The following is a 19,473-nucleotide window of genomic DNA, read 5'->3' as shown; positions in this document are numbered from 1 at the left end:
CGTGGGGCGGGGGGGGCTGGTCGGCCCGCGTGGGGCGGGGGCCTGGTTCGGCACCCCGCCTCATGCGTCAGGCGTGGGAGCCGGCCTTGCGACGGCGTGCGGCGAACACCGCGCCCGCGCCGATCGCCAGGGCCGCGCCGCTCGCGAGGGCGAGCTGGGGCGTCGCGGAGGACGAGCCGGTGGCGGCGAGGCTGCCGCTCACGGGACTGGCCGACGCGCCGCCCTGCGGCTTGACGTCCGAGGTGTTCGGCTTGGTCGTGCCGGGCTTGGCGTCGTCGACCTTGCCGGGCTTGCTGCCCGCGGCGGCGATCCGGAACTCGTAGTCCTTGAGGTCCGGGTTCCCGCCGCAGGTGCCGTTGTCGTTGAAGTAGTCACCGGTGACGAAGGTGATGCCGTTGCCCGCAGGGGCCGAGGCGTCGACCGTGAGGCGCATCTTGACGTCGGCGTGGGCGCCGGCCTTCAGCGGGCTGATGGCGTCCATGTAGTGCTCGTTGTCGACGTTCTTCCACGTCGAGGACGAGGCGGACGACCACTGCAGGTGCACCAGGTCGTCGATGTCGTTGAGCCCGCTCCGGTCGGTCGCGTGGACGTAGGCGAACGGAAGTACCTCGTCCATCGTCCTGTCGGTGCCGTTGGTCACCCGGAGATTGAAGTTGACCTTCGTTCCGGCGACGACTGTGGACGGCAGACCCGTGACGACCGTGGTGAGCTTGGCCTCGGGGACGCAGTCCTCGCCGCCCTCACCTTCCTCCTTCGCCTTGGCCAGCGCCTCGTCGGCGGCGGTCTTGTCAGCGAGCGCCGCCTTGGTGGCCTTCTGCGCCCGGTCCAGCGTCCGGACTGCGGCGACCCGCTCGTCGTCACGCGCGTCCAGGGCTTCCACGACCTTGGCGTCGGCGGCGGCCTTGGCCTCACCGGCTGCTGCGGCGTCGGCTTCCGCCTTGGTGAGAGCCGTCGCCGCCGCGGCCCTCTCCTCCTCGGTGGCCGTCTCCGGGAGGGCGTCGACCGCCGCCTTGGCGTCGACGACCGCCTGGTCGGCGTCGGTCTTCACGGTGGCGGCCACGGCCGCCGCGGCCTGGGCGGCCTTGGCCGCCACGGCCAGGGGAGCGGTGTCGGACAGGAGCGCTTCCAGAGCCGCGTGGGCGGCGTTCTCGGCCGTTACGGCGTCGTCGTACGCCGCCTTCGCTGCGGCGGCGGCCTTTTCCAGCTCCGCGATGGACGGCTTCTTCTGCGTCTGCGCTGCCGGCTTGTCGTCGGCGAACGCGGGGGTGACCGACAGCAGGAGGGCGGGCGTGGTCACTGCAGCGGCAACAGCTGTGGCAAGAATCCGGCGAATCTTCACAAAAGCCCTTCGGGGTCCGAAAAGAGAAGAAGGGGTCGCAGCGGAATGGGACACGCAGATGCGACTTGAGGTGATCGTATGACCGGGACAACAGTCGACCGTCACGATTTCTTCACCTGTTCCGGCCCACACCACGACACCGGGACAGACAGAAAAGACGAAAGGGTGCAGTTGCTTTCACTTCCTGTGTTTTCGCTGTGAGGAATGCCACATGAGACTGGACGCGTCGTTCCATGCCTCTCCGGCGCCGCCCCACCCGGCGCACACCCGCACCTCCGTGTACGCGCCCCTGCGGCCGGCAGCGCAGCTCATTCGGGCAGACATCGCCGGTGAGGTGATTCCCAAGCTCAGCGCGCGAGTTCGAATCTCGTCACCCGTTCCATGAAAAAGCCTTAAGACCATCGGTGTGATCCCAAGGCGAGACAGGTCGGTTGTGGTTCGGGGGAGCCGGGTGTGACTGATGAGAAAGTGCCGCTCAGATGGCTCGCGGGGCATGGCCGCCCGGCTCCCTTGGACGCTCTGACCGCTGATTGAGAGATGCGGACACCGCCGATCAAGGCTTCGACGGCGGAGTGTTCCTCTGACCACAGAAGTGCAGGTCAATCGTGGTGAGGGCGCGCAATGAGCACTGAACCTCAGCGGATCTGGGTCGGCATCGATGCCGGCAAGGGCCACCACTGGGCAGTGGCCGTCGACGGCGAGGGCGCCTCACTCCTGTCGCGCAAGGTCCCGAACGACGAAGCCGAGACCCTGGCGCTGATCGCCGCCGCGCTGGACCTGGCGGACGAGGTCCGTTGGGCGGTGGACATCTCCAGCCGCACGTCTGCTCTGCTGCTGGCGTTACTCCTCACTCACGGCCAGTCGGTGGTCTACATCCCCGGCAAGACCGTGAACCGCATGTCGGGGGCTTACCGAGGCGAAGGGAAAACCGACGCCAAGGACGCTCGGACCATCGCGGACACCGCGCGCATGCGCCGGGACTTCCGTCCGGTCGAGACCTCCGTCGAGATGACGAGTGAGCTCCAGCTCCTGACTGGGTACCGCCGGGATCTGATGGCCGACCGCGTGCGGATGCTGAACCGCCTTCGCGACCTCCTGGTGGGCATCTCCCCAGCCCTGGAGCGAGCCTTCGAGTACCGGTCGCGGGCGCCTCCGGTCCTTCTGGCTGGCTACCAGAAACCTGCGGCGATCCGTTGCCCGGCGCAGGGTGGACGTACTGCGGGCGATGCTGAGGGACAAACGCCTGTTTACAGCCGCTGCACCGGTACCTGCGGCGGCTTGACTTCTGCGTGGAGATGCCCCGGTGGCGCGAGCCAGACCGGGGCGATGGGAAAAGAGGGTCAGCCCTGGAGGAAACCATCTCCATGAGTGGAGATGTGTGCATCGAGAGCGTCCAGCGCACTCTGCGTGTTATCAGAAGTTCCATCGCCTCGGCGTTCGGCGTAGTACGCCGAACCGAGCTTCCTCAGCAGATCATTTCCAGCCTGGGTCTGAACATCCCACGACCCGGATGCCTGCATGCCATCGTCCAAGGATCCGCTCATGTGTCGCCTCCCGTTCGTCCGGTCGCCCCACCAAATGGTCAGAGCTCACAAAAGTGAACGAACTAGGATGTATCAGGTCACGCACTGCTTGACTTGAAGCATTGAGATGCCCCGGGCCAGTGGCCAGGGGCTTCTTTTGCACTCGCTCGGAGTGGAGACTTGCCTGCCGTCGGCCCGCGGTGTGCAGAACGCGGCCGTCCGGCCGCTCCTGATCACCTGAGACCGGTCGGAGGTTGCGACGGCCAACCGGTCATGCCTGTCTGCCGGTGCCGGGGGGGCCGATGTCGGTGCGGGCGAGCCTCACTCACCGCACGGGGAAGCCGAAGGAGTACCCCTGCTGCTTCAGCCAGGGCAGCACCTCGCGCAGGGCGGCCAAGGTCTGGGAGCGATCCCCTCCCGCGTCGTGGAAGAGGATGGTCGGCCCGTTGGAGATCTCCCTCTTGACGGTGGCGACCATGGTGTCCACGCCGGGACGCTCGAAGTCCTTGGAGTCGACGTTCCAGCCCAGCGGCCGCATCCCCCGGGACGCGGCGAGTTGTCGGCTGTACGGGGTGAAGGCGCCACCCGGGGCCCGGTAATACTGCGGCCGGACGCCTCCGGACGCCTTGGTGATCATGCGTTCGGCATCCAGGATCTGCTGGGACTGGTATGCCTCGGACTTGGTGTCCATGGCGGTGTCGTGCGAGATCGTGTGGTCGCACAGCCGGTGCCCGGCCGCCACGACCTCCTTGACCAGGTCCGGGTGCGCCTGGGCCTGCGTGCCCACCATGCAGAACGTAGCCTTCACACCGCTGTCCTTCAGCAGTTGCAGTATCTGAGGCGTCCAGACCGGGTCCGGTCCGTCGTCGATGGTGATGTTGACGCCCCGGGGCCCGCGGTCCGAGGCGTGCGCGATGTCCGCCGCCACCTTGGTCACGGTCCGGTCCTGAGGCTGGGCGCCCGGCACCGAGACACGTGCTTGCGGCTGCCGCCCTCCGGTGGGGTCGGCCTGCGCGGTCCACATCGAGGCGGCAGCGGCCATCACTGTCACCCCGAGCGCCGCCGCGAGGAGCCGACCGTGCGATCCCCTTCCCTTGTGCCTTGCCATGTCCGCCCACCCCTTTGCTGTCTCCGCCGATGCCGTGCCTCTATGAAGACATACGAATGCCTGTGCAAGATCCCTCTGTTACCGATCGCTGACGAATTCGCAGGGGGCCGGCGACAAACGCAGGAGCTCCGCGACAGACGAAAGGCTGTCCCGGCCGGCCGGCCGAAGGGCATGCGGCTGTTCGTCCGCGAGCAACGGCCGTACCTCGACACCCGGTTGCGCTTCACCGACGCCGACGGCCTGCGGCTCGCCCGCTTCGCCGGCGACACCCCGATCGCGACCGGCCCCGCTCCGGGAACCCCGCCGTCTGCGACTCCGCCTCTTCGCAGCCGCCGCCCGGCTGATCACCACCGCCCTCCGCTGGCAGATGCGATTCACCCACCACTGGGACTGGACCGACGTCATCACCAGCGCGGTCGAGCGAAGCGACGCCCTCCCGAACCCCGATTGACCAGAGATCCACCTGCCCCGACGAGCCTGAACCATCCCACCGGAAGCATGGACTCCGGCGCCCACCCGCCGCGACAACCGGGCCGACGGCCTGCCCCCCACGCGCCGACAGACGAAGAAGAGCCCGTCAGCAAGCTGACGGGCTCCCGCGAAAGACCGAGGCTAACCTGCCCTCAGGTCAGATCGTCGGTGTCTCATCGACGATCTCCTTGTGCGGTTCGACAACGAACTTCCAGCCATCGCTGGGCTCCAGGAACCGCACTCGGGTCGGGTAGATGTCCAGGGCACGGCGGTCGCGGTTCTGATTGTTCGTGTTCTTCCGTCCCCGGGCCGGCTCCTCGTACAGGTCGACCTTGACGTCCGGCACCGCGACGGTTTCCTCGCTCCAGCGCTGAACGATCCCCGCGCCGAACGCGTCCCGAGCGGCGGCGTAGAGCGAATCCAGAGATTCCTTGCTCCCCTCGGGCACGAAGAGGGCGAGGTTCAGGAGGACGCCGGCACTCTTGAGAACCTCGATTTCCTCCCCTGCCTTGTCGGCAATCCAGATCCCGCGCTCTTCGGCATTGTCCGGGAGAACATGAATTTCCTCACCGAAGATCGTCCTCGCGGCGAAGGACCCTCCTTCGAAATTCTTACCCGGCTTCACAAGGAAGGCCGGGGCGTAGCAGTCGAGAGGAAGGCCATCCATCTCCGCCGAGACGAAGATGCCGTCCTGGAGGCCCAATTCCGAAACCTCTTCGGCCGTAAGACGTCGAGCCGTAACCTTCTCGGTATTCACGCCATTCCCCTTTTTTCGCGGCGTTCTGTAAATCCATGAGGACTATATCATGAAAGCGAACAGCCGGTTCCTTTACGCATACCTTCGCGCTCACGATAGTACAGTCAACTCTTCGAGTATTTTCTTCCGACAGCACAACAGGCAAATCCTCTCGAATCGTCGGCGAAACGCAGCCCCGTAGAGAAATGCGATGAGGCCCAAGAGGCGACTCACCGCTTCGGCGGGGTTTCCGGAACCGGGTCAGCCGCCAAATGAATGCGGGCGGTCTTGGTCGAATGGCAACCCGGCGGCTCGGCAACCCGGCGACCCGGCGACCCGGCGACCCGGCGACCCGGCGACCCGGCGAGCGAACCACGGCGGCCGCCTCTCCGATCAGGCCTTTCTCCTGCTGCTCACGCCCCCCTCTCGGGCGGCCTGCACCGTCCGGCCCGGCCCACTGGCGACCTCCTTCTGCTGCCCAAGGTCGGAATTCTGGTGAATGAGTGCAGCCTTCTCGGTCGACTGTTCGGCGCGCGCCATCGTGTCCTTGAGCGTCGCCCCGGATCGGGCAGAAAAAGCGTGCACGGTATAGCGGAGGCCATAGAGCCGGAAATCCGACATCCTGACCTCGGTGCGCGCCCTCTTCCACCTCCGCCCGAAGGTGGACCGGCGAAATGGCTCCTTCTCTCCCAAGAAAAGCAGACCGTCCGGGCTTTTCTCCCGATACAAGTCCGGGTGACGTTGAAGACCGGGCCGAAGGAATTCCGACTGAATCGCCACCCGACCTCGAAACCCGGCCAGGCAGCGTCTTGATGCGGGCGAGGTGGAAGAGCTGTCGCTCGTCGTCGGTCTCCAGCGTGCGCAGAAGGCGGACGATGTCGGCCCTGCTCGGCGATCTCCTCGTGGCTCTCCCGGTGGAGTGCGGCTTCCCGGGACTCGTCGGTGGCCTCGACGCCTCCTCCGGGCAGGACCCAGTGGACAGGGATGCCGGGCCGGGTACGGCGGGTGACCGGCATCGTGTCGTTCGGGGTGACGATGACAGCGCAGACCCGCCCGATCACGTGGTGCTCTTTCCTTGGTTGTTGGCGGTCTCAGTGCAGCAGCGCCCGCCGTCGACGTGTACGGATCGCCCGGTGATGAACGACGCGGAGGGGCCGATCTCGGCGCGGGCGGGGTCGGTCATGGTCCACCCCGACCTGGTCAACGCCCGGATGCCTGAGCTTCATGGAGGACGTCGACTCCCTCGGTCCCGCTGCCGTCGACGAAGTCGTCGACGCGTAGGACCTGCAACTGGGGGCACTGGCGTCGGCCTGTCGACTGCCGGGGCAACTCGGCCGACCGGTGGCCGATTCGGGTCCAGGAGATTCGGTCCAGGAAGTTCGGGTCCGGCCGATTCGGGTCCAGGCGGTTCGGGCCCGGGCGGTGGGTGGTTGGGGAGGGCTGGGCACACTGGTGCGGAAGTTGCGTACGAGTGAGCGAGGGGGAACCGGTGAGAGACTGGGCGTGGCGACACCGTAGGTGGCTGTGGGGTTCGGGCTGTGCGCTGGTCGTCCTGGTCATCGCCGGGTTCTCGGTCCGGGCGCCGGTGAAGGACTGGTGGCTGGCGCGTGAGGCGTGCGGGGGCAAGTTGCCCCGCGGCGATCTGGACACGGTACGGACGGGCGAGCGGCTCGGGACGGAGCGGGAGTCCTTCGACAAGGATCTCGGCCAGTACCGCTGCGTGCTGAAGAACGACCAGGGCAAAGTCGTGGTCGCCGTAGACGCTTATCTCGGCGGGGAAGACCGGGCCGATGAGATGCGGTACATCGGCAGTTCCTATGCGCCGCACGCCGTACTGCCGGGCGGGCTGCCCGGTTTCGAGGCCGAGAACAGCCGCGTCTACCTCATGCCCGAGTGCCCGCGCGGCGGCACGGGGCCTGCTCGGGAACACCGCAGACTGCTGGTGGGCACCTGGACGTACTTCGCCAAGAGCCGCGAGGAGAAGGCAGCCATGCTGCGGCTCGCCGTGCGGATGACGAACGAGGTGACCGGAAAGCTCGGCTGCGGCGGCGAGCCGCTGCCCGCGCCTGAGGACGGGGCGGTGCCGGACACGGGCAGGTATGTACCCCGCGCGGAAGCGAAGGGCACCGCCTGCAACGCTCTCGCCACCACCCACGTCCCGGCGGAAGGACGCGACGGGGAGGTCCGCATCGCCGTCGCCGACGGCGGGGTCGTCGGACGGTGCACGCTGCACGCGCCGAAGCCGGCCGAGGAGGACGCGGACGGAAGCAGCAGAAGACCGGGCAATCCACTCGTCGAACTGACCAGTTGGCGGGGTGAGTGGGGCAGGAACATGCGCGAGATGGGCTCGGGCCCTGCCCCGCTGCCGATGGGCGAGGGCGCCGTCTGGAAGCCCGCGCTGACCGAGGACAGGGCGTGGGCCGTCGCCAAGTGCGGCGGCGAGAATGCCGGCTTCGCCGCGCACTGGGGCTACACGTCCCTCTACCGGCACGCAGAAGAGGAGTCCGGGCCTTCGACGGCGGCCGAGCGGCGCGTGCTGTTGCGCGAGTACGTGGCCGCGTTCGCGAAGGACCAGGTGCGGCGCGGGAACTGTACGGGGTTGCAGCTGCCGGCAGAGCCGTGAGGCGTGCTGCCCGCGAGCCATGCTCGGGACTTGCTCGCGGGACACGTCCACGCCTCCTCCGGCGGATGGCCGCGCACGCCGGGCGGCGGAGTGAAACCCCGCCCGGCACGGCCGTCCCGACCGCCCTCGACGCCTGGCCGGACCAGCACCATGTCCGGTCCGCCGAGGGCAGGCACCACGCCGCTCGCCCCGTCGGATCGCGGTGGTCAGCAGCGGCGGGCGCAGTGGCGGCAGCAGCGGCGGGCACAGTGGCAGCAGTGGCAGCAGCGGCGGGAGCGTTGGCAGCAGCGGTGGTGCGGTCTGCGCGATGTCCCCGATTCCGGCGGCGTTTTCCTCGCACAGCCCGCTGATCCGGTCCGGCGTAGCGGCCGGTTCTCCCTGCCCCACGATCCCCTCATGGTTCGAAACGGACCCGTAGGGTAATCGTGCCGCTGCGGCCCGTCTCCATCTGCCGGGGGGAACATTCAGTGAGTGCGACACCGGACCACGACCCGCTCCGTGACGAGCTGACGGCCAGACTCCTGGCCCGTCTCCGCCGGTACGAGGAGACCGGCGACCGGCGACCGGTCCTGGCGGCCGAGGCGTGGACGGAGGCCAGACGGCTCCTGGCGCTGGTGAAAGAGGCGCTCGCCGAGACGGACGTCCTGTACGCGGTGGGCATGCTGCACTGGCAGCGCGCCCTGCTCCTCCCCGAGAACGAGGGCGCTCAGGACCTGGAGATCGCGGTGCCGCTGCTGCGCGTGGTGCACATGGTCCGGCCGGACTCCGTGCCGGCCGAGCTCGCGGTCCACTTCCAGGAGGCGGACGACGGCGTCGACACCCGTTTCCGTGCCGAACACCGCCTGGGCATGGAGCAGTTGCGCCGCGCGCTGGCCACCGGGGATCCCGCGGCACTGGCGGAGGCGGTGCTCCGGTTCACCGAGGCACTCCGCCTCGTGCCCGCCGGGCACGGGGACCGGGCGGGCATCCTCAGCGACCTCGGGGTGGCTCTGCGCAACACCTACGAGCGCACGGGCGACCTGGACACCCTCGACTCGGCCGTCGCGCATCTGCGCGAGGCGGTCCGCACGGCCGCCCCCGCCGCACCGGCGCGAGCCATGTTCCTGTCGAACCTCGGCGGGGCGCTGCTCAACCGGTACATGGCCTCGCGGAGCCGCGAGGATCTGGCGGAAGGACTCGACGTCTGCCGGCAGGCCGTCGGCCTGACCCGCGCGAACGACCCCGAATACGCGAAACGGCTGTCCAATCTGGGCGGCGCGCTGCTGAACCAGTACCAGTGCGATCAGGAACCGGCCGCGCTGGACGAGGGGGTGGACGTCCTTCAGCGGGCGGTCGACGCCTCCGTTCCCAGCGACCCGCTCCGGCAGCGGTACGTCTTCAACCTGGCGGGGGCGCTGGCCAATCGGGGCCAGCGGGCCGGAGACATGGCCGACATGGACCGGTCGATCGGTGCGCTCCAGTCCATCGTCAGGGACGTACCGGCGGACCATCCGCTGCGGTTCCCGGCGCTCAACAACCTCTGCCAGGATCTGCGCAACCGCTACCTCCTGACGGACAGCTCCCACGATCTGGACGCCTGCATCGACGCCGGGCGGGCCGCCCTGGGCGCGATCACCCCGAGCCATCCGCTCCACGCGGTCACCGAGGGCGCGGTGGGCAGGGCGCTGTGCGACCGGTTCAACCGGGCCCGCAACTCCGCCGACCTGAAGGCCGCGATCCGGCTCCTGCGGTCCGCCGCCCACGCGCTGCCCGACAGCGCCAGGAAGTCCGGCATCCGGACCCCCCTGGGCTCGGCACTGATGGCCTGGTCCGAGATCTCGGGCGATCCGGCGGACCTGGATGCCGCGATCCAAGCCATGGAGGAGGCGGTCGGGGGCATTTCGGCCGACCACCCGGCCCGGGAAGAGATGGCCTCCCAGCTGGAGCGGGCGCGGCTGCGCAGGCAGCGGTACGCGGACGACCTCCGCGGCGCAAGCGCGTGGATCGACCACTGGCGCAGGTCGGAGCAGACCCCCGTGGCCGACGACCCCCGGGACCCGGAAAAACCCAAGGTGCTCAACGACTTGGGCCTCTCCCTGTACGACCGTTTCCAGATCACCGGCGACGCCGCCGTGCTGGACGAGGCGGTCGAGAAGGTGCGGGCGGGCGTCCGCGCCACGTCGGCCGACGCGCCCCGGCGTGCGGGGCGGCTGGCCAACCTCGCGGTGCTGCTGCGGGCCCGGCACGAGCTGACCGGTGGCATGACGGACCTGGACGCCGCCGTCGGCGCGGCACAGGAAGCCGTCGACGCCACGCCCGGGAGAGACCCCGCCCTGGTCCGCCATCTGTCCCTCCTGTCGGACATCCGGCATCTCCGGCAGACCCGCACCCAGGACCTGGGCGACCTCGACCTGCACATCGACGCGGCGCGCGCCGTGGCACGGGCCGCCGCCCCCGACGATCCCGAACGCCCCCGCTACCAGGCGAACCTGGCGGCAGCCCTGGGGATGCGCCACGAGCGAACCGGAGCGGCGGCCGACCTGGACGCCGCCATCGAGGCCGGGCGCGCGGCCGGTGACGACCACACGCTCGCGCTGCTGAATCTCGGCGAGGCCCTGCTGAGCCGCTACGACTCGGCAGGAGACCCGGGCGACCTGAACGAAGCCGTACGCATGTCCGAAAAGGCCGTCCGGTCCACCGCGCCCGGCGCATCGCACCGCGCGAACGCCCTGGCCGGCCGGAGCAGGGCCCTGCGGCGGCTCTTCGAGCACACCGGCAACCCGGACGACCTGGACGACTGCCTGCGCGTCGCCCGAGAGGCCGTGGCAGCGACGGACCCCCATGACGAGGGGCACCCCGGCGTACTGTCCATCCTCGCCAACGCGCTGTCCCGGCGCTTCGAGCTGACCGGGGCGCTGGCCGACATCGACGAGTCCGTCGAGACGACGCGCGAGGCCATCCGCCGCGCGCCCGCGCACCACCGGGACCTGCCGCTGTTCCACTCGAACCTGGCCTCGGCGCTCCTCGGGCACTACCACGCCCGCAGCGGCCGCACCGATGTACTCGACGAGGCCGTGACGCATGCCCGGCACGCCGCCCGCACGGCCGACGGCTACCACCACAGCCTCCACCGGTTCTGGGGCAGCCTCGGCGAGGCGCTCGACGCCCGGTACCGGCGCGCCGGGGACGCCACCGACCTCGACGAGTCCGTCGACGCCCACCGCAGGGCCCTCGACGCCACCCCGCCCCTGCGGGTCGAGCGCGCACTCGCCCTGCACAAGCTGGGCAGCGCCCTCGAACAGCGCTTCCGGCTGACCGCCGGCCTGCCCGACCTCGACGAGAGCCTGCACTGCCACCGTGAGGCCGCGGCCCTGGCCCCGGGCAGTGCCCCCGTCCGCGGAGTCGTCCTGCTCGAACTCGGCCGTGCCCTGGTGCTGCGCCATGCGGTGGCACGGGACACGTCGGCGCTCCAGGAGGCCCGCGTGGCCCTTGAGGAGGCGGCGCGCAATCCCGTCCTCACGCCGAGCGCACGGGTGGTCGCCGCCGAGGAACTCGCGCGCTGCCACGCGGAGACGGGCGCCTGGACCCGGGCGTGCGCCGCCTACGAGTACGCCAACGGCCTGCTGCCGGCGGTCGCGCCGCGGTACGAGGAGCGCAGGACCCAGGAGAACTGGCTGGGCAGGTTCGCCTCACTCGCCTCGGACGCGGCGGCCTGTGCCCTGCGCCTGGACGATCCGGAGCGGGCGCTGCGGCTGCTGGAGGCAGGGCGCGGTCTCCTGCTCGCGCAGGCGCTGGAGATCCGTACCGATGTGACCGGACTCCGCCGCGCGGAACCGGAACTCGCCGACCGCCTCACCGCGCTGCGCCTGCGACTGGACGGACCCGGCACCGAGTTCCCCGGGGGGTCGGCGGTGCCTCCGGGCGGCCTGAGCCGGCGGGCCGCCGAGGAGCGCCGACGCGCGGTCGCCGAGTTCGACGCGCTGCTCGACGACATCCGCCGACTGCCGGGCTTCGAGGGGTTCCTTCGGCCGCCCACCACGGCGGAGCTGTGCGCCCAGGCCGTGGCGGGCCCCGTCGTCGTGGTCAACACCAGCGACTTCCGCTGCGACGCGCTGGTACTGCACCACGACCGGATCCAGGTGGTGCCGCTGGCCGGCCTCACCAAGACGGCGGCCCGCACCCGCGCCGAATCCTTCGCCCAGGCCGTCGACGCGAGCCAGGATCCCGCACTCACGGTGCTGGAGCGCCTGACGGCCCAGAAGTCGGTGCATGAGACCTTGGGCTGGTTGTGGGACGTCGTCGCCGAACCGGTCCTGGACGCCCTGGGCCTGGTCTCGCACCCCGCACCGGGCCGGCCCTGGCCCCGGATCTGGTGGTCGCCGGGCGGGTTGCTGAGCACCCTTCCCCTGCACGCCGCCGGCCGGCACGGGAAAGATGCCGGTCCGGCCCGCACGGTCATGGACCGGGCCGTCTCCTCGTACACCCCGACCATCCGGGCGCTCGCCCACTCCCGTGCGCGGTCGGGGCGCGGCAGCGGCGGGGTTCTCGCGGTCTCGATGCCGCGGACCCCCGGGGCCGCCGCCCTCGACGGAGCCCTGCGCGAGCTCCGGCAGCTGACCTCCCACTACCCGTACGCGCTCACGCTCACCGGACCGGAGGCCACGGCCTCCCGCGTCCTCGCGGAGCTGCCGCACCACTCCCTCGCGCACTTCGCCTGCCACGCGGTGAACGACCCCGCCGACCCCTCGGCCGGCCGCCTCCTCGTCCACGACCATCTCGAACGGCCGCTGAGCATCAGGGACATCGCCCGTCTGAACCTCACCGCCGACCTGGCCTATCTGTCGGCCTGCGAGACCGCTCGGACCGGCCCCCGGTTCGCCGCCGAGGCGATCCATCTGACCTCGGCCTTCCAGATCGCGGGATACCGCCATGTGATCGGCACCCTCTGGCCCGTCGCCGACGACGCCGCTGCCGACATCGCCGTCGACGTGTACGACAACCTGCCGCAACGGCCCGACGGCACCCCCGACACCGACCACATCGCACTCGCCCTGCACCATGCCCTGCGCAGGCTCCGCCACGCCTATCGCAGAGTTCCGACGCGCTGGGCGTCCCATCTCCACGTCGGCAGGTGACGCACCGCTCGGGAGCGGGGCTGCCGGTGAAAGCCGAAAGCCAAAAGCCGAAAGAGGAAAGGGGGAAGGGGGAAGGGGGAAGGGGAAAGGGGGAAGGGGCGCGGTCAGGAGCGCTTGGTGCGCCACAACCACCCGGAGCCGACCGCCGTCAGGACGAGCACCAGGGCGACGGCCGTCCAGCGCCACGTCTCGGTGACATCGGTGTTGTCGGGGGCGACGAAGAGGAAGTACCAGACGATGTGCATGGCCACAGGGACGAGGACGGTCAGGGTGAGGCCGATCCACTTCCGGGACGCGCTCCAGTGGTGGGAGCGGCACACCATCACGATGGCGGTGATCTTGATGGCGACGGAGAGCCAGTCCAGGAGGACGAAGCCTCCCGCATAGGGCAGGACAGCGCTGACCAGCAGGAGCAGGATCGGCAGCCATGCCGGGGAGCGGCGCCGGCGGGGCTTGTGGGCGCGCGTGTCGGGGGTGTGGCCGAGTTCCTGGAGTGCTGTGGTGGCGATCGTGCGCGGGTCGCCCACTTCGCGGAGGATCTCGCGTATGCCGCCGGGCCGTTCGGCGAGCGCGACCTCGATGTGCTCGCCCAGGTCGGCCAGAAGTTCCTGGCGGGCGGCCGGGGGCAGCGCCGCGCTCTCGCGGTCGACGGCCGCGAGGTAGTCCCGGACGAGGGTGTCGTCGGTCTTCATGAGTGTTCGTCCTTTGCGGGATTGTGCCGATGCCCGGTGGCCGGCGTGAGGAGGTGGTCGACGGCGTCGCGGAACCCTGGCCAGATGCCGGCGAACTCCGCGAGTGCCGCGTGCCCGGACTCGGTCAGTTCGTAGTAGCGCCGTGGCGGACCGGACGCGGACTCCTGCCATGTGGTGACGACGAGTTCGTCCCGCCGCAGCCGTGACAGCAGCGGGTAGACCGTGCCCTGGCTGGTCGCCAGGGTGCCGGTGCCCTGCAACTCACTCAGCAGTTCGACCCCGTATTTGGGCCCGTCGCGCATCAGAGCCAGGACGCAGTACTCCAGAACCCCTTTGCGGAGCTGGCTCTCGACCTTCTCCGGCGCTTGGCGACTTGCCTTACCGCGTTCCATGCATAGCAATGTACCAGGCGTGCCGACCTACATCGCGAGTCGACCTGCATCGGCGCCGGGGCGAGCGCACGGCTTCCGGGGCCGGGCAGGCATGTCGCAGCACCCGTACGGGGCGACCGCATGACCTCCAGGGCCGGGGGACATACCGCGGGCCCCCCGCACCCGTGCCGTCGGTCCGCTGCCGACCGCGCCCGGCGCCCGAGAGGCCCTAGCCGTCGGCCGGGGCGCGGCCGGTCGCGGCGGCCACCACCGCTCCGACCGCGAGCGCGGCGCCCAGCCACATCACCGCCGTGATGCCGGTCCCGTCGGCCACCAGGCCACCGAGCAGCGCGCCCAGCGCGATGGCGCCGTTGAACACCCCGACGAACAGCGAGGAAGCACCCTCACGCGCCTCGGGGGCCGAGGCCAGAATCCATGTCTGCGTGCTCACCGAGACACCGCCGTAGGCGAGGCCCCACACGGCCATCAGAACGCCCGCGACCAGGAGCGATCCGCCCACCACCGGGAGCAGCGCAAGGGTGCCCGCCATGACCGCGCCGATCACCAGCAGCGTCCTGCGCGGCGAACGGGCGGCTCCGGCGCCCGAGATGAAGTTCCCCGCGACGCCCGCGACTCCGTACACCAGGAGCAGGGTGCTGATCGCGCCCGCACCGGCACCGGAGACGTCCTCCAGCACCGGCCGCACGTAGGTGTACGCGGCGAAGTGGCCGGTGACCACGAATCCGACGACGATCAGGCCGGTACGTACGCGCGCGTTGCCGGACAGCCGCATCAGGCCACCCAGCGGAACGGCCTGCTCCGCGGGGAGCCGGGGCAGGAGCACGGCGAGCGCGATCAGCACGACGAGCGCGAGGCCGGCGGCGGCCACGAAAGCAGCGCGCCAGCCTGCCAGCGCTCCGGCATACGTCCCGGCCGGGATGCCCAGCACCGAGGCCACGGCGATGCCGCTGAAGACCAGCGAGGTCGCGGCGCCGACCGACTTCGCCGGCACCAGGCGTACCGCCAGACCCGCCGCTATCGCCCAGACCCCGCCCATCCCGATGCCGACCAGCACCCGTGCCACGACCATGACGCCGAAGCCCGGCGCCCAGGCCGCGCCCAGGTTCCCGATCACCAGCACAGCCATCAGCGCACAGAGCACCACGCGCCGGTCGAGCCGTCCCGATACCGAGATCAGCAGGGGCGACGAGACCGCCGCGACCAGACCCGCGATGGTCAGCGTGAGACCGGCCACGCCTTCCGGGACCCGGAGAGAATCTCCCATCGGGGTGAGCAACCCGACGGGCAGCATCTCGGAAGTGACCACGGTGAACGTACCGAAGGCCAGCGCCACCACGCCCGACCAGCCCCGCACCGCGGACCGTTCCTGCATGAGTGGCGTACGTGTGGATTCCTCGACGTGCGTCATGCCCCCAGACAACAGACCGCGGGTCGCTGGAACAACGGCCAATCCCTCATCCATCCATGAGCTGGGCTCATCGATAGATTGGCGGTCTGCGAGGCCCCGGCTCGCACCTGACGAGAGGACGCCCGTGAGCAGCCTGGAAGCCCGCGAGCTGGAGGCGTTCCTCGCGCTGGCCGAAGAACTCCACTTCGGCCGGGCCGGAGAGCGCCTCTACCTGTCCCAGAGCCGTGTGAGCCAGTTGCTGCGCGCCCTGGAGAACAGGATCGGCGCCCGGCTCGTCGAGCGCACGAGCCGTCGCGTACGGCTCACCCCGCTCGGGGAGCAGTTGTTCGAGGGGCTGCGTCCCGCTTTCGACGCGATACTGGCGACGCTCGATGACGTCCGTACGGTCGCCAGAGGCGTCGAAGGGGTCCTCCGCATAGGTTTCCAGGGCACGGCCAACGACCACGTCATGGACGCCATGGCGCTCTTCCAGAACCGGCACCCCGACTGTGCCACCGAGATCGTGGAGATCCCGTTCTCCGACCCGTTCGGTCCGATCCACCGTCGCGAGGTCGACACGGCCGTGGTCCTCCTGCCGGTCGAGGAGAGCGACCTCGTTCTCGGGCAGGTCTTCTCCGAACAGCCGCAGGCGCTGGCGGTCTCCTCCCGGCACCCCTTCGCGCAACGCGACAGTCTGAGCGCCGAGGATCTCGCCGCCTGCCCGCTCATCAGCGTCCAGGGCGCGGCGCCGGAGTACTGGCGCCGCGCGCAAGCGCCCAGCACCACCCCCGAAGGACTCGCGATTCCCGCCGGGCCCACGGTGACCACTCTTCAAGAGGGCCTCGCCCTTGTGCAGGCGGACCGTGGCGCCATGCTTCTCTGCCGCCCCGCCGCCGACTACTACGGCCGCCGCGCGATCACCCTCGTACCCCTCACCGGGCTCGCGGACTCGTATCTCGGCCTGGTGTGGCACCGGAACCACGAGACCGCGCGCATCCGCGCCTTCTCACAGGCTCTCGCCACCGTCACGGATGGCGCCGCCGGACCGCGCCGGAGGCGCCGGGACGACAAGCCCAACTGAGCAGGGGGAAAACCGCCGGCGCTTCACGCGGGGAGCGGGGGCCGGTTCCTGGCCGCGCTTCGCCGGCTTCCGGTTGCGCTTCGCCGACTTTCGGTTGCGCTTCGGTGAAGACTCATCGGGCATCGGGCATCGGGCATCGGACGTCGGGCATCGGGCATCGGGCGACCACTGAACGGGGCCGGGCCCGCGACGCCGTGACGCGCTTCGTCCCCCTTTGTCGCCACCTCGCTTTGCTGTCAGGCAGGTTGATGAGGCGTCCGGCCCGTCGCGGGCGGGTTCACGGGTGGCCCAATGTGGTGGATGTCCGGACGGGCCCACCCCAAGAGGGCGCCCGCCGGTCACCCGTCGACGAGGAGGAGCCCGCCATGCCGGACGCCCTGAACACCGTTGTCTGCGAGCCCACACTGACCCCCCGCGAGCACCAGGTCCTGACGCTGCTCGCAGGAGGCGAGACCTACTGGGGAATCGGCCGCCGGCTGGGCATCAGCCCGCACACGGTCGACACCCATCTGCGCCGGCTCCGCGACAAGACGGGCACGACGAACCGGACCCAGCTCGTGGTGCTGGCCATGCAGCGGGGCTACCTGACCTGAGGGGGCGCACGCGGCCCGGAGATTCGCCGGACTTCCACCGGCTCGGGGGCATTCGAGCCCCCTTCACTTTGCGGTCACGCACCTTGGTGAGGGGCTCGCTCCCGTACATGCGTGACGGGCCTGGGCCAGTGTGGTCACACACCGCACGAACGGAGCGGGTCCGCCGGAACGGCGGGCCCCACACCACGTCCCTGGGGGGAATCATGCCGAAGCGCCTTGCCCTGCTCCTCACCGCCACCGCCGCCCTGTTGGTCCTCCAGCCCGGCTCCCCCGCGTACGCCGCCGACCTCGATTGCGGCGGCATCGGGCTCCAGTCGGTACCCGCCTCCGCCGAGGAGGCCGCGGGCGACCCGGCCACCGGATGGCACCTCTCGGACGTGGAGCCGACGGGCCAGGGCGTGGTGACCCCGTGCGACACCTCATGGGGCGGCTGATCTTCCCGGGGCCCCGGCGCCCCCGGTCGGCGCCCATGGGGCCGGCAGGGGCCGGAACGGGCCTAACTGCCGGGCGGCGTCAGGTCGGTGACCACGTACTGCGCTCCCGGCGTCAGTTCCACCGTCCAGGACCAGCGCGCCGGAATGTAGAGGACCTCGCCCGACCGCAGGCGGTGCCGGAACGCCCCCGCGCCGCCGTCGGTCCGGTCACCGCTCAGCCGCCACAACCCCGCGCCTTCGGTCTGATGGATCACCAGGTGTGCGGCGGGGTTCCGCGCGCCGTCGCAGGTGCGAGTGGCCCGGCCGCTGTTCGCGACCAGGCCGGTACGCAGACCGAGTTCGGCGGCCAGGCGGTCGAGCGCCCCCGGTCGTTCCGGGCTGCCGAGGGCCGGATGCTCGTACTCGGGCCACATCACGCCGGGCGCCCGGTCCAGGTGCACCGAGAGGAACAGCAGCAACTCCTGTAGATGGAGCCTGCCTTCACTCTCTGCCCGGGGTGCCGGGGGTGCCAGGGGCCGGCCGTCCATGTCCCTCCTCGTGGTCGCCGCCGAAGCGCCGCGCGGGAAGCGTCCCGCACGGGCTCTGCTCACAGCATCCGACACCGGACGGCCCCGGGCCAGTCGCGTAAGTTCGCTACCGGGAGACGGGACCGGCCGGCGAGAGACACGGCCGCCGGCCGACAGCGCTCAGGAGACCGGGCCACCGGACGGCTGGACCACCAGACGACCAGGCCGTCAGACGACCAGGCCGTCAGACGACCGGGACGTCAGGCGCTTCGGCTACGGGAACGGGGTTCGCCAGGAGCCCCCGGGCCGCGGCGTGCGCACCGGCCTGGAAGCGGCTCGTGGCGTCCAACTCCTCCATGATGTCGGCGATGTGCCGGCGGGCGGTACGCAGCGACATGCCGAGTCTGCGTGCGATGGCCTCGTCCTTCAGGCCCGCTGCGAGCAGCCGGACGATCGTCTCGTGGATCTCCCGGGACACCTCTTCCAGGCCCTGGCTGACGGCATCGGCGAACGGGGTGGCCCGGTCCCAGGCCTGCTCGAAGATCTCGCAGAGGTACATGACCGTGGACGGCTCCCGTATGACGACGGCGCCCCAGCTGTCGTCCTGTACGGGGATGAAGGCGAGTTCGCGGTCGAAGACGATGAGCCGGCCGAACAGTTCGTGCGCGGTGCGGTACTTGCCGCCCAGCGCCGACGCGGCGGCCACGTAGGCCTGGCTGGGGCCGTTGAAACGGGCCGTGTGGTGGTAGAGCGTACGCAGCTGGATGCCGCGCTCCAGCATCGACTGGTCCCGCACCAGCGCCTCCCGCATCGCCTCGGGGTCCCGCGCCCCGCCGCCGGGCTGGCTGGTCAGCACCTCTTTGCGGCAGCGGTTCGACGCCTGGTTGAGGGTGTTGCGGACGTCCTGGACGTTCTCCAGCAGCTCCAACGACTCGCTGCGGGAATGCCGCTGGTGGTAGCACGCGACGAAGGGACCGAGGTCCTGGCGCATACCGGCGAGGCCGTCCTGCTGTTCGCGTATCTTCGCCTCCACGGGCGCGGCCAGCTGCGCCAGCGCGGTCTCGGGCGCGACGGCGAACAGCGTCCGGGAGCTCCCGGGAATGTCCTGCGCGTGCAACAGCCTGGCCAGCCGCAGCCGTTCCAGGCTCAGTGCGGCCTCCTCAAGGCCGATCCCGGTGGCCTCGGACACGGCCTCCGGGTCGCCCGTACGGTGTTCGAGGACCCAGCCGTACACGGCGAGGTCGTTCTCGCCCAGCCCCCGGGCCGCCTCGAACGGCCCGGTGCGTACTTGCTCCTGCCCTTCCACGTACCCCCCTCGTCGCCGTCTGACGGGTGGTGCCGACCGGCGCATCGGATGCCCCGGGCAAGAATAGGCAGAAGGGCCGGGCAGAAAAGATCTTGTCGCGTCAGGACTGCGCAAAGCCCCCGAGCACGGGGCTTCGGGGGCTGTGTGCTGTGCGCTGTGTGCTGTGTG

The 19,473-nt window shown here is 70.4% G+C and carries 15 protein-coding genes and 2 pseudogenes; 6 read left to right on the top strand and 11 right to left on the bottom strand.

Translation table 11 applies throughout. The features are described 5' to 3' along the window. Positions 1-67 precede the first annotated feature (67 nt). Complete coding sequence (locus ACFVT1_RS05945) at positions 68-1,339, bottom strand: LAETG motif-containing sortase-dependent surface protein (protein WP_389792924.1); 1,272 nt, start codon at positions 1,337-1,339, stop codon at positions 68-70. Positions 1,340-1,960: 621 nt separating this feature from the next. On the opposite strand from ACFVT1_RS05945, the pseudogene ACFVT1_RS05940 reads away from it, so the two are divergent. Then, positions 1,961-2,533, top strand: a pseudogene (locus ACFVT1_RS05940) (IS110 family transposase); the annotation flags it as partial. A gap of 654 nt (positions 2,534-3,187) precedes the next feature. Here the strand turns inward: ACFVT1_RS05940 and ACFVT1_RS05935 are convergent. The 5 genes and pseudogenes from ACFVT1_RS05935 to ACFVT1_RS05915 form a co-directional block, all read right to left on the bottom strand. Further along, the gene (locus ACFVT1_RS05935) at positions 3,188-3,970 is read right to left on the bottom strand and encodes a polysaccharide deacetylase family protein (protein ID WP_389792922.1); all 783 of its coding nucleotides are present in this window, start codon (positions 3,968-3,970) and stop codon (positions 3,188-3,190) included. Between the two features lie 628 nt (positions 3,971-4,598). Further along, on the bottom strand, positions 4,599-5,198 hold the full coding sequence (locus ACFVT1_RS05930; protein WP_389792920.1) for a hypothetical protein: 600 nt from the start codon (positions 5,196-5,198) through the stop codon (positions 4,599-4,601). Positions 5,199-5,570: 372 nt separating this feature from the next. After that, entirely contained in the window at positions 5,571-5,798 is a 228-nt protein-coding gene (locus ACFVT1_RS05925) for an integrase (protein WP_389793375.1), read from the bottom strand. A gap of 329 nt (positions 5,799-6,127) precedes the next feature. Continuing rightward, positions 6,128-6,193: pseudogene (locus ACFVT1_RS05920) on the bottom strand (NUDIX hydrolase); the annotation flags it as partial. 41 nt (positions 6,194-6,234) lie between these two features. Further along, the gene (locus ACFVT1_RS05915) at positions 6,235-6,360 is read right to left on the bottom strand and encodes a hypothetical protein (protein ID WP_389792918.1); all 126 of its coding nucleotides are present in this window, start codon (positions 6,358-6,360) and stop codon (positions 6,235-6,237) included. A 402-nt stretch (positions 6,361-6,762) separates the two neighbouring features. On the opposite strand from ACFVT1_RS05915, the gene ACFVT1_RS05910 reads away from it, so the two are divergent. Continuing rightward, positions 6,763-7,800: a hypothetical protein gene (locus ACFVT1_RS05910; protein WP_389792915.1), complete on the top strand. Its 1,038-nt coding sequence runs from the start codon at positions 6,763-6,765 to the stop codon at positions 7,798-7,800. Between the two features lie 467 nt (positions 7,801-8,267). Then, positions 8,268-12,914, top strand: coding sequence for a CHAT domain-containing protein (locus ACFVT1_RS05905; protein ID WP_389792913.1), 4,647 nt, complete (start codon positions 8,268-8,270; stop codon positions 12,912-12,914). Positions 12,915-13,018: 104 nt separating this feature from the next. Here the strand turns inward: ACFVT1_RS05905 and ACFVT1_RS05900 are convergent, their stop codons facing one another. The 3 genes from ACFVT1_RS05900 to ACFVT1_RS05890 form a co-directional block, all read right to left on the bottom strand. Continuing rightward, positions 13,019-13,606 (bottom strand): DUF1700 domain-containing protein, encoded by a 588-nt coding sequence (locus ACFVT1_RS05900; protein ID WP_389792912.1) that lies wholly within the window; start codon positions 13,604-13,606, stop codon positions 13,019-13,021. After that, positions 13,603-13,998, bottom strand: coding sequence for a PadR family transcriptional regulator (locus tag ACFVT1_RS05895; protein WP_389792910.1), 396 nt, complete (start codon positions 13,996-13,998; stop codon positions 13,603-13,605). Before ACFVT1_RS05895 ends, ACFVT1_RS05900 begins: the two co-directional genes overlap by 4 nt. Positions 13,999-14,206: 208 nt before the next feature. After that, positions 14,207-15,406 (bottom strand): MFS transporter, encoded by a 1,200-nt coding sequence (locus ACFVT1_RS05890; RefSeq protein WP_389792908.1) that lies wholly within the window; start codon positions 15,404-15,406, stop codon positions 14,207-14,209. Between the two features lie 124 nt (positions 15,407-15,530). Here ACFVT1_RS05890 and ACFVT1_RS05885 point away from each other — a divergent pair, with 124 nt between their 5' ends. From ACFVT1_RS05885 to ACFVT1_RS05875, 3 genes are all read left to right on the top strand, one after another. Continuing rightward, entirely contained in the window at positions 15,531-16,466 is a 936-nt protein-coding gene (locus tag ACFVT1_RS05885; RefSeq protein WP_389792907.1) for a LysR family transcriptional regulator, read from the top strand. Positions 16,467-16,831: 365 nt separating this feature from the next. After that, positions 16,832-17,059, top strand: coding sequence for a helix-turn-helix transcriptional regulator (locus ACFVT1_RS05880; RefSeq protein ID WP_362193014.1), 228 nt, complete (start codon positions 16,832-16,834; stop codon positions 17,057-17,059). Between the two features lie 203 nt (positions 17,060-17,262). Beyond that, positions 17,263-17,493 carry a hypothetical protein gene (locus ACFVT1_RS05875; protein WP_389792905.1) on the top strand — a complete coding sequence of 77 codons (231 nt, stop codon included), beginning with the start codon at positions 17,263-17,265 and terminating at the stop codon, positions 17,491-17,493. Positions 17,494-17,555: 62 nt separating this feature from the next. On the opposite strand, the gene ACFVT1_RS05870 is transcribed toward ACFVT1_RS05875, so the two are convergent. Next, on the bottom strand, positions 17,556-18,020 hold the full coding sequence (locus ACFVT1_RS05870; RefSeq protein ID WP_389792903.1) for a hypothetical protein: 465 nt from the start codon (positions 18,018-18,020) through the stop codon (positions 17,556-17,558). A 223-nt stretch (positions 18,021-18,243) separates the two neighbouring features. Continuing rightward, the gene (locus ACFVT1_RS05865; RefSeq protein ID WP_389792901.1) at positions 18,244-19,305 is read right to left on the bottom strand and encodes a LuxR C-terminal-related transcriptional regulator; all 1,062 of its coding nucleotides are present in this window, start codon (positions 19,303-19,305) and stop codon (positions 18,244-18,246) included. Positions 19,306-19,473: the final 168 nt, after the last annotated feature.

It is taken from the genome of Streptomyces sp. NPDC057963 (assembly GCF_042887155.1).
In the GTDB taxonomy this organism is placed as follows: domain Bacteria; phylum Actinomycetota; class Actinomycetes; order Streptomycetales; family Streptomycetaceae; genus Streptomyces.
The sequence above is the reverse complement of the archived record's forward strand: the minus strand, read 5'-3'. Positions and strand labels throughout refer to the sequence as shown.